8 protein-coding genes are annotated in these 10,628 nt (G+C 69.8%); all 8 read left to right on the top strand.

Annotated features, from left to right (window positions below; translation table 11 throughout):
* Positions 1-21: 21 nt before the first annotated feature.
* From eccA to HBE64_RS22640, 8 genes are read left to right on the top strand one after another with little or no spacing between them, the layout of a single operon-like run.
* The gene (gene eccA / locus HBE64_RS22675) at positions 22-1,815 is read left to right on the top strand and encodes a type VII secretion AAA-ATPase EccA (RefSeq protein ID WP_167107503.1); all 1,794 of its coding nucleotides are present in this window, start codon (positions 22-24) and stop codon (positions 1,813-1,815) included.
* Positions 1,812-3,356 carry a type VII secretion protein EccB gene (eccB, locus tag HBE64_RS22670; protein ID WP_167107500.1) on the top strand — a complete coding sequence of 515 codons (1,545 nt, stop codon included), beginning with the start codon at positions 1,812-1,814 and terminating at the stop codon, positions 3,354-3,356. Before eccA ends, eccB begins: the two co-directional genes overlap by 4 nt.
* Positions 3,353-7,360, top strand: a complete 4,008-nt coding sequence (gene eccCa, locus HBE64_RS22665; RefSeq protein ID WP_167107497.1) for a type VII secretion protein EccCa — start codon at positions 3,353-3,355, stop codon at positions 7,358-7,360. Before eccB ends, eccCa begins: the two co-directional genes overlap by 4 nt.
* Positions 7,357-7,671 (top strand): PE family protein, encoded by a 315-nt coding sequence (locus HBE64_RS22660; RefSeq protein ID WP_167107494.1) that lies wholly within the window; start codon positions 7,357-7,359, stop codon positions 7,669-7,671. Before eccCa ends, HBE64_RS22660 begins: the two co-directional genes overlap by 4 nt.
* On the top strand, positions 7,668-9,209 hold the full coding sequence (locus tag HBE64_RS22655; RefSeq protein WP_167107490.1) for a PPE family protein: 1,542 nt from the start codon (positions 7,668-7,670) through the stop codon (positions 9,207-9,209). The genes HBE64_RS22660 and HBE64_RS22655 overlap by 4 nt, the downstream gene beginning before the upstream one ends.
* Before the next feature lie 13 nt (positions 9,210-9,222).
* Positions 9,223-9,516 (top strand): type VII secretion protein EsxS, encoded by a 294-nt coding sequence (locus tag HBE64_RS22650; RefSeq protein ID WP_167107487.1) that lies wholly within the window; start codon positions 9,223-9,225, stop codon positions 9,514-9,516.
* Positions 9,516-9,803, top strand: coding sequence for a WXG100 family type VII secretion target (locus tag HBE64_RS22645; protein ID WP_167107484.1), 288 nt, complete (start codon positions 9,516-9,518; stop codon positions 9,801-9,803). The genes HBE64_RS22650 and HBE64_RS22645 overlap by 1 nt, the downstream gene beginning before the upstream one ends.
* Positions 9,804-9,806: 3 nt before the next feature.
* The gene (locus HBE64_RS22640; protein ID WP_167107481.1) at positions 9,807-10,622 is read left to right on the top strand and encodes an ESX secretion-associated protein EspG; all 816 of its coding nucleotides are present in this window, start codon (positions 9,807-9,809) and stop codon (positions 10,620-10,622) included.
* Positions 10,623-10,628: the final 6 nt, after the last annotated feature.

Raw genomic sequence — 10,628 nt, 5'->3', positions numbered from 1 at the left:
CCTAAGTGAAAGGTTGGGCGCGTGGGCCTGGAGGCGGACCTGGTCACCCGGTTCGCGCACTGCTGCAGGGCGCTGGGTGTTCCGGTCTATGAGCGGCGTAGGCCCGCCGACCGTGCCGCCGCGCACCGGGGCTTCACTGAACTGACCCGTATCGCTGGCGATCAATGCGATGTATGGACGGGTCTGGCCGCCGCCGGCGAATCCACACCGGAGGTGCTGGCCGAAGTCGTCCGCACCGTCGACACCAGCGGAACGCTGCAGCGCCGGATCGAACTTCCGACCGGGACATTGGGATTCGACTACGACACCGGGCTGTATCTGCGGTTCCACGCCACCGGACCGGACGACTTCCGCCTGGCATACGCCGCGGCACTGGCCATCGACGGACAGTTCGCCGCGGCCGACCACGCGCTCAGCACCGTTCGCGGGCGGCGGCCGGACTGGCGTGAGGCGCGCTGGGTCGACGCGGCCCTGCACTACCGAGCCCAACGCTGGTCGGATGTCGTCAGGCTACTGACCCCGCTCGTCGGCGATCCCGCCCTGGACCCGGTCTCCGGGCACGCGGCACGGGTGTGTCTGGGCATCGCACTGGCCCGCCTCGGCATGTTCGCGCCTGCACTGTCGCACCTTGACCAGCATGACGGCCCGGTCGCCCTGGCGGCCCTCGATGGCGCCCTGGCCAAAGCCCTGGCGCTGCGCGCCTACGGGGACGACGACTCCGCGGCAGACGTCCTGCACGAGGTGTACGCGGCCCATCCGGGCAACGACCAGGTCGAGACGGCCTTGTCCGACCCGACGTTTGGCATCGTGACCACCACCGCGGCACGCATCGAAGCCCGGACCGATCCCTGGAACCCCGAAACAGAGCCCACCGCAGGCGATTTCATCGACCCTGAGGCTCACGACCGCAAGGCGGCACTCCTGCAGGACGCCGAGCGGGAATTGGCCGAGTTCATCGGTCTCGAGGAGGTCAAGGATCAGGTTGCGCGGCTGAAGAGTTCGGTCGCGATGGCGCTGCGACGCGAGGAGCGCGGTCTGACGGTTGCGCAGCGTTCGCACCATCTGGTCTTCGCCGGCCCGCCGGGAACCGGCAAGACCACCATCGCCCGGGTGGTCGCCAAGATCTACTGCGGGCTGGGCCTGTTGAAAAAGGAGAACGTCAAGGAGGTGCACCGGGCCGATCTGATCGGTCAGCACATCGGTGAGACCGAAGCCAAGACCAACGCCATCATCGACAGCGCCCTGGACGGCGTGCTGTTCCTCGACGAGGCCTACGCCCTGGTGGCCACCGGCGCCAAGAACGACTTCGGCCTGGTGGCCATCGACACCCTGTTGGCCCGGATGGAGAACGACCGCGACCGACTGGTGGTGATCATCGCCGGCTACCGCGCCGACCTCGACCGCTTCCTGGACACCAACGAAGGTCTGCGCTCCCGGTTCACCCGCAGCATCGACTTCCCCTCCTACACCGCCGGTGAACTCGTCGAGATCGCCAGCGCGATGGCCCGCCAACGCGACAGCGTCTTCGACGAAGCGGCGCTCGCGGATCTTGAGGCGCTCTTCGAACAGTTGGCGGGTTCCACCACGCCGGATTCGGCCGGTGTGGCCAGGCGCAGCCTCGATATCGCCGGTAACGGCCGGTTCGTACGCAACGTCGTCGAACGTTCCGAGGAGGAACGCGAATTCCGGCTTGACCACACCGGGCCGGCCGTGGCCGACTTCACCGACGAGCAGCTGATGACGATCACCGCCCCGGATGTGGTCAATGCCGTGCGGCCGCTGCTGCGCGGACTGGGCCTGTTGGTCCCGGCATGACCGGAGCGCACCCCGAGGACGACCGGCGGTCGTTCTCCTCCCGCACGCCGGCCAACGCCAACCCCGACCGGGTGATCTACCGGCGGGGGTTCATCACCCGGCATCAGGTCAGTGCATGGCGGTTCGTGATGCGCCGCATCGCATCCGGGCTCGCGCTGCACGACACCCGCATGCTCGTCGAGCCGCTGCGTAGCCAGTCCCGCGCGGTGTTGATGGGGGTACTGCTGGCGGTGACCGCCGTGCTGGGCTGCTTCGTCTTCTCCCTGCTACGTCCCGCCGGTGTTGCGGGCAGTGATCCGATCCTCGCCGACCGGTCGACCGCCGCGCTGTACGTGCGTGTCGACGGAAAGTTGCATCCGGTGCTGAACCTGACCTCCGCGCGGCTGGTGAGCGGGCGTCCCGCGGAGCCGACCATGGTCACCAGCGATCAGCTCGACGGCTTCGCCCGCGGCAATCTGATCGGCATCCCGGGGGCACCGGAACGCATGGTGCAGAACCCAATCCGGGACTCCGAGTGGGCGGTGTGTGACGGCAGCGAGCCGCGCGCCGATGCCGCCGGCGTCACCGTGATCGCCGGACCGGTCGACCGCAGCGGAGCGCGTGCACACGACCTTCCGGCGTCCGCCGCCGTCCCGGTCGCCGGTCCCGAGGGGACCTGGCTGTTGTGGGGCGGGCGGCGCAGCGCGATCGACCCGGCCGACCGGGCGGTCGCCGACGCACTCGGCCTGCCCGCGGCGGGCGGTGCGGCCAGGCCCATCTCACCGGGATTGTTCAACGCGATTCCGGAAGGGTCGGCGCTGCGGGTTCCACAGATCCCGGGTGCGGGGCTGCCGCCAGTCTTCGCACTCCCGGTCGCCGCGCCGGTCGGGGCGGTGGTGATCGCCTACCGCACCGACGGCACCCCGACGAACTACGCGGTACTGCCGGACGGACTCCAACCCGTCAGCCCCGTGCTGGCCGCGGTGCTGCGTAACGCGAACTCCTACGGGTTCGCGCAGCCCCCCACACTGACGGCCGATGACATTGTTCGCCTTCCTGTTTCGTCGCAGTTGGATGTGGCGGCCTTTCCCGACCGTCCCGTCGCTCTGGTCGACCCCGCGCAAGCACCGGTGACATGTGCGCTGTGGCAGCGGGCCGACGGTGCGACAACGAGTTCCCTGACGCTGCTTTCGGGCTCGATGCTTCCCACACCTGACGGGACCCACCCGGTCGATCTGATCGGCGGGAACACTGCGGGCACGGCGACCCGCGTGACGTTGCCTGCCGGCCGCGGTTACTTCGTCCGGACCGTCGGTCAACAGGACAGCTCACCGCCCTCGGGTGCGTTGTTCTGGATCTCCGACACCGGGGTGCGCTACGGCATCGGCACCGACCCGTCGACTACTGAAAAGACCGTTGCCGCTCTGGGTTTGACGCAGCCACCGATTCCGATGCCCTGGCCGGTGCTGAGCCTGCTCGCACCTGGCCCCGCGCTGTCCCAGTCCGACGCCCTCGTGGTCTACGACGCGGTCCGGCCGGCCCTGCCCCAGGAGGCCCGATGAGCCGGTTGATCTTCGAGACGAGCCGGCGGCTGCCGGGTCCGACGGCCCCCAAGGGAACGATCGTCATCGAGCCGCCGCCGGAACTGCCCAGAGTGTTGCCACCCTCGCTGCTGCGCAGGGCGCTTCCCTACCTGATCGTCATGCTGATCGTCGGCATGATCGTGGCGATGGTCGCCACCGGGATGCGGCTCATCTCGCCGCAAACCCTGTTCTTCCCGTTCGTGCTCCTGCTGGCCGCGACCGCGCTGTATCGCGGCACCGACAACAAGATGCGCACCGAGGAGGTCGACGCCGAGCGTGCCGACTACCTGCGCTATCTGTCGACCGTCCGCGACAACGTGCGGGCCGCCGCCGCCGCACAGCGCGCCGCCTTGCTGTGGTCCCACCCCGCCCCCGCGGACTTGCTGACGGTTCCCGGGTCACGCCGGCAATGGGAACGCGATCCACACGACAGCGACTTCCTGGTTCTGCGCGCCGGGATACACACCGTGCCACTGGACACCGCACTGCGGGTCAAGGACGCCGCCGCAGACCTCGACCTCGAGCCACTGTCACACAGCACGCTGGCCGCCCTACTGCACACGCAGCGGACCGTCCGTGAGGCTCCACGTGGTATCGATCTGAAGACGCTGTCCCACATCACCGTCGCAGGTGATCGCGCCGAGGTGCGCGCGGTGCTGAGGGCCTGGCTCGCACAGGCCGCCGCATGGCACGACACCGCGTCGCTGGGCATCGCGCTGGCGAGCCCCGACGTGGAGTCGCCGGACTGGTCTTGGCTGAAATGGCTGCCCCACATTGACATCGGTGGCCGCGTCGACGGCTGCGGACCGGCTCGACAGCTGGCGACGAACGTCCCGGACCTGATCGCATCCCTTTCTCCGGCGCTGGCTCAGCGTCCGCTGTTCGATACCGGGCAACCCGAACCCGGCCGGCACCTGATCATCGTCGTCGACGACCCCGGCCAACTGCCGGGAGACTCCGTATTGGCGACCGGCCGCGCCGGTGTGACGGTGATCTACACCGGTGACGCCGACGCCGCACCGGCCCCCGGCCGGTACCCGAATCCGGAACAGCCGTTCTACCGCGTCGCCGACGCCGCGATCTCGCGCTGGGAATCCGGCGGGTGGCAACCCTTCGTCACGGCCGCCGACCAGATGTCAACGGGTGAGGCCGTCCATCTGGCCCGCGGTCTGGCCCGCTGGGATTCCAACCCGACGCTGCCCGGACTTCGCTCCGCCGCCAACCGGGGCGCGAGTTTCACCACGCTGCTCGGGATTCCGGATGCTTCGGCACTCGATGTGGCCGACCTGTGGGCACCGCGACGGCGCGAGGACGAATTGCGGGTCCCCATCGGTGTCACCGCGACCGGCGAGCCGCTGTACTTCGACCTCAAGGACGAGGCCGAGGGCGGGATGGGCCCGCACGGACTGATGATCGGCATGACCGGATCGGGCAAGTCGCAGACGATCATGTCGATTCTGTTGTCGCTGTTGACCACCCACAGTGCCGAGCGTCTCATCGTGATCTACGTCGACTTCAAGGGTGAGGCGGGCGCCGACATCTTCCGCAACTTCCCGCAGGTCGTCGCCGTCATCTCCAACATGGCCGAGAAGAAATCGCTCGCCGACCGGTTCGCCGACACGCTGCGCGGCGAGGTCGCCCGCCGCGAGAACCTGTTACGCGACATCGGCCGCCGCGTCCAGGGCAGCGCCTTCAACTCGGTGGCCGAGTACGAGGCCGCCGCCCCGGCCGCGCAGGCGGCCGGTATCGAACTGCCGCCGCTGCCAACGCTGTTCGTCGTCGCCGACGAGTTCACCCTGATGCTGGCCGAGCACCCGGAGTACGCCGACCTGTTCGACTACGTCGCCCGCAAAGGGCGGTCCTTCCGCATCCACCTGCTGTTCGCGTCACAGACCCTCGACATCGGCCGCATCCGCGACATCGACAAGAACACCTCTTACCGGATCGGGCTAAAGGTGGCCAGTGCGGCCGCCTCCCGGCAGATCATCGGCGTGGAGGACGCCTACCACGTCGAATCAGGCAGGGAACACAAGGGAATCGGCTTCCTGGTACCGGCCCCAGGTGCCGCACCGGTCAAGTTCCGCAGCACCTACGTCGACGGAATCTACGACCCGCCCCGCCCAGCCGTCCCCTACGTGGTGCCCGCTGTCCCCGAACCGGTCACCTTCACGGCAGGGCCCGTGCCCTATCAGGACGACGTCGTGGTGCCCGCACCTGGCGACGCCGCACCCGCGGCGCCCGCGCGCAAGCTGATCGCCACCATCGGAGACCAGCTGGCGAGGTGCGGCCCGAAAGCACCGCCGCTGTGGCTGCCGCCGCTCGACGAGCCGATCCCGCTGAGCGGCGTGCTCCGGCAGGCCGGCGTGCCGCCCCGGCAGTGGCGGTGGCCACTGGGTGACATCGACCGGCCGTTCGACATGCGCCGCGACCCGCTGGTGTTCGACGCGGCCTCGGCTGCAGGCAACGTGGTCATCCACGGCGGCGCGAAGTCCGGCAAGTCCACCGCGCTGACCACCTTCGTGCTGTCGGCGGCCGAGCTGCACTCACCACGCGAGGTCACCTTCTATTGCCTGGACTACGGCGGCGGGCGGCTGCGCGCGCTGGCGGACCTGGCCCACGTCGGCAGCGTCGCCTCACCGCTCGAGCCGGAGCGGATCCGGCGGACCTTCGGCGAGCTCGCGCAACTGCTGCGGGCCCGGCAGCTCGACCCCGCAGTGCACACCGCGAATCCCGAGTCCCGTGCGGACGGCCATGGCGAAGTGTTCCTGGTGATCGACAACCTGTATGCCTTCGGCCGCGAAAACACCGACCAGTTCAACACCCGCAACCCGCTGCTGGCCCAGGTCACCGAACTGGCCAACACCGGCCTGGCGTACGGCATCCACGTCGTCGTCACCACACCGAACTGGATGGAGGTTCCGCTGGCGATGCGCGACGGCCTGGGACTGCGCCTGGAACTGCGGCTGCCCGACCCGCGGGACAGCAACGTGCGGATGCCCGGCAGCCTGCGCCGCCCGGCCGACGCGGTGCCGCACGACCAGCCGGGCCGCGGCCTGACGATGGCAGGCGAGCATTTCCTGATCGCGCAACCCGACCTGGCCGCGATCGCCGACATCAATGCGCGCCACTCGGGCCTGCAGGCGCCGCCGGTGCGCCTCCTTCCGGCCCGGCTCGACCCCGCCGTGGTGGCACCCCTACACCGGGGCGGCGAACGGGTAGTGCTCGGTCAGCGCGAAATCGACCTGGCCCCAGTGGTATACGACTTCGCCGAGAACCCCCTGCTGATGGTGTTCGGGGACAGCAGGTCGGGGAAGACGACGCTGCTACGCCATCTGATCCGCACCATCCGGGAGAACTCCAGCGCACACGACGTCGCGTTCACGGTGTTCGACCGGCGGCTGCACCTGGTCGACGAACCGCTGTTCGACGACAACGAGTACAGCGCGAACATCGACCGGGTCACTCCCGCCGTCATGGGCCTTGCCGCGCTCATCGACAGCCGACGCCCGCCTGCGGGACTGCCGGCGGCCGAACTGGCGTCGTGGAGTTACCGCAGACCGGGCGAGGCGGTGCACGTGCACTATCTGATCGTCGACGACGTCGACCAGATCCCCGACGGGCCAGCGCTCAGCGGTCCCTACGCCGGCCAGCGGCCGTGGACGCCACTACTCGGGTTACTCTCAGCTGCAGGCGATTTGGGGCTGCGTGTCATCGCCACCGGCCGCGCGGGTGGCTCGGCGCACACGCTGATGACCAACCCGCTGCTGCGCAGGATGAGCGATCTGCAGGCCAACGTCGTGATGCTGTCGGGGAACCCCGCCGACGGAGCCAAGATTCGCGGCCACCGATTCAGCAGATTGCCGGCCGGGCGCGCCCAGTTCCTGGGCGACGGCGACACCGCCGACCACATCCAACTCGTGGACCCATTCACTCCCGTGCACAGCACATCCGAGAACCGATCCGGAAAGGACTACCCGTCATGACGCTGCGTGTCGTTCCCGAAGGACTGGCCGCCGCCAGCGCGGCCGTAGAAACGCTCACCGCGCGGTTGGCCGCCGCGCACGCCGCGACCGCCCCTCTGGTCACCGCCGTTGTGCCGCCGGCCAGCGACCCCGTATCGCTGCAGACGGCGGCGGGTTTCAGCGCCCAGGGTGCCGAGCATGCCGAGGTGGCCACCCAGGGGATCACCGAGTTGGGCCGGTCCGGGGTGGCCGTCGGCGAGTCCGGCGCGGGCTATGCCGCCACCGACGCCGCGGCCACCGCGTCGTATGCGATCGCACGGGGAGGCCGATGACCGCCCCAGTGTGGTTGGCGACCCCTCCCGAAGTCCACTCGGCGCTCCTGAGCGCAGGTCCCGGCGCGGGCCCACTGCTGGCGTCGGCGTCGGCATGGAGCGCCCTGAGCGGCGAATATTCCACGACGGCAGCGGAACTGGCCGCGATGCTCGCCGACGTGCAGGCCGGGTCGTGGCAGGGGCCCAGCGCCGCGCAGTATGTCGCCGCCCATACCCCGTACCTGATGTGGCTCGAGCAGGCCAGCCTCGACAGTGCCGGGGTAGCCGTCCAGCAGCAGAGCGCCGCGGCCGCCTACATGACGGCACTGGCCACGATGCCGACGGTGGCCGAGCTGACCGCCAACCACCTCACCCACTCGGTGTTGTTGGCTACCAACTTCTTCGGCATCAACTCCATCCCCATCGCCGTCAACGAAGCCGACTACGTGCGGATGTGGATTCAGGCGGCGACCACGATGAGCGTGTACCAGGCCGTCGCCGGCACCGCACTGGCCGCGGCACCACGCATCACGCCCGCGCCGATGATCACCGTGCCGGGAGCAGAGGCCGCCGCATCGGCTGACCTGGCCATGGGTGCTGCCGCGCAGGCACAGGCAGGTGAATCCGCAGGCGCGCTGAGCAATTCCAACGTCATCGTCGACCTGTTGGAGTCCTACATCAAGTCGCTTCCCGACGGCGATCTCATCTGGGACTTCCTCACCAACCCGGTCTCCACGATCCAGCAGATACTGGTCGACTTCGCCACCAATCCGGCGCAGGCGCTGACCACCTGGGGGCCACTGCTGTCGGCGCTGCTGTACCAGGCGATCTTCCAGCCGCTCGGCTGGACCACCTGGGGTCTGGTCCTGTCCGCACCGCTGTGGTTGCCGCTGGCCCTGGGGGCCGCACTCCCACTGCTCGGCCTGCTGGCCATCCAGGCTCCGGTGCCCACCGCGGCGCCCGGGGCCCAGGCGCTACCGGAACCCGCCCAGGCACAGCGTCCCGGCCTGTGGCCGGTGTCGACCTCCGCGCCGACCGTACCCGCTGCCGCGCCCGCCGCACCGGCGGGCACCGCGGCGCCGACGCCCGCGCCCGCTGCCACCGCGACGGTTCCTGCGGCACAGGGCATCTTGTATGCCGTCGCCGGGACCGACCCCGACGACGGTCCGGGACCGACGTTCACCGAGGGCGGCTCGAGCAAGGCCGCGGTCCCGGCGGAGGCGCCCGCCGCGGCGGCTCTTGCCGGCCAGCGGACCGCCTCACGTGCCCGGCGCCGCCGTGGTCAGCAGGCCAAGGACCGCGGCCACCGCGACGAATACATGGACCTCGACAGCGGCCCGCCGCAACAAGAGTCGAGCCCACCACCGACCGTCTCGACCTCCGATCGTGGCGCAGGACAGATCGGGTTCACCGGAACCGAGACCCGCACCGGCCGTGGCGCCGTCACCGCCGCCGGGCTCGCCGAACTTGCCGGGGGATTCCCCGGCGAGCGTCCCACCATGCCGATGCTCCCGGCCACCTGGGACGACCAGGACGACACCGACACCCACCGAGACTGATTGGAGAACCACCGTGAGCATGCTCGATGCCCACATCCCGCAGATCGTGGCCGCCGAGGCCGCGTTCGGCGCCAAGACCGCACTGATGCGCTCCACCATCGCCCAGGCCGAACAGGCCGCGATGTCCGCCCAGGCGTTCCACATCGGTGAGGCCGCGGCCGCGTTCCAGGCGTCCCACGCCCGATTCGTCGAGGTCGCCGCCAAGGTGAACTCGCTGCTCGACATCGCACAGCTGAACCTCGGCGAGGCCGGCGGTAGCTACGTCGCCCAAGATGCCGCTGCAGCAACGACATACGGAGGGTTCTGATGTCTCAGATCATGTACAACTACCCCGCGATGCTCGCCCACGCCGGTGACATGGCCGGCTACGCGGGCACATTGCAGGCCGTCGGCGCTGACATCGCCACCGAGCAGGCCGCCTTGCAGGGTGCCTGGCAGGGCGACACCGGGATGACCTACCAGGCCTGGCAGGCCCAGTGGAACCTGGCGATGGAGGAGCTGGTGCGCGCCTACCGTGCGATGGCCACCACCCACGAGACGAACACCCTGTCGATGCATGCCCGAGATCAAGCCGAAGGCGCAAAGTGGGGCTGAGCCGTGCCCGCACATAACGCGGTCGAGCTCACCGCCGATGCGGCGTGGCTCGTCGCGGAAAGCATTGGCGCCGGGTCATTTCCGTGGGTGCTGGCGATCACCCCGCCGCAGGCCGATCCCCACGCCGAGCTGACGAGCATGGGTGTGTTGTCAGCGCGCGGAGCCGTCGATCCGGCGGTCGCCCGCTGGACGCGCACCGCGTGCGCACCCGAGCTCTGGCTGGAACTGCGCTATGTGCGCGGCAGCGAGGCCCGCATGCTGCGGGGACTGGTCGCCCGCCGTGGGGAGAGCACCGTCGCAGTGCTGCGCAGCGGCCACCTGGTTACCCTCACCGAACTCGACGTCACCGCTCCCGATCTGCTCGCTGCCGCGGTCACCACGCCGTTGCAGGGACGGGCGGCGGCGCGGTTCACCGAGTTCGTCATGCCCATGCGGGTGGGTCAACGCGCCGACGATCGGCTGCGCGCTGGGGCTGAGGTGGACAGCGTCCTGGACTTTCTGGGCATCCCGCCGTCGGCGGCCGCCCTGGTCCGCTCGGTGTTCACAGGACCGCGCAGCTATGTGGAGGTGCGGGCCGGATGCGCCCGCGACGGCGTGCACCGCCTCAGCGACGTCGGCGTCGGCATCGTCGACACGCCGCTCGGTCGACTGCTGGTCAGCCCACATCGGGCCGACGACGGGACGTGGCTGTCCACGTTCGCCCCCGGCACACCGCTGGCGATCAGCGCAGCGCTCGAGCGGCTCAGCGACACTCTGCCCGCGGGTCGCTGGTTCCCGGAGTCCGTGCTGGTCCGCGAATTCGCCGAGCACCGAACGTAACAGGAG

This window comes from Mycobacterium sp. DL592 (assembly GCF_011694515.1).
Taxonomy (GTDB): Bacteria; Actinomycetota; Actinomycetes; order Mycobacteriales; family Mycobacteriaceae; genus Mycobacterium.
The sequence above is the reverse complement of the archived record's forward strand: the minus strand, read 5'-3'. Positions and strand labels throughout refer to the sequence as shown.

Excerpts from the sequence above, each read along its gene's own strand:
- eccB (WP_167107500.1), top strand. The coding sequence starts at position 1,812 with ATGACCGGAGCGCACCCCGAGGACGACCGGCGGTCGTTCTCCTCCCGC.
- eccCa (WP_167107497.1), top strand. The coding sequence starts at position 3,353 with ATGAGCCGGTTGATCTTCGAGACGAGCCGGCGGCTGCCGGGTCCGACG.
- HBE64_RS22645 (WP_167107484.1), top strand. The coding sequence starts at position 9,516 with ATGTCTCAGATCATGTACAACTACCCCGCGATGCTCGCCCACGCCGGT.
- HBE64_RS22660 (WP_167107494.1), top strand. The coding sequence starts at position 7,357 with ATGACGCTGCGTGTCGTTCCCGAAGGACTGGCCGCCGCCAGCGCGGCC.
- HBE64_RS22655 (WP_167107490.1), top strand. The coding sequence starts at position 7,668 with ATGACCGCCCCAGTGTGGTTGGCGACCCCTCCCGAAGTCCACTCGGCG.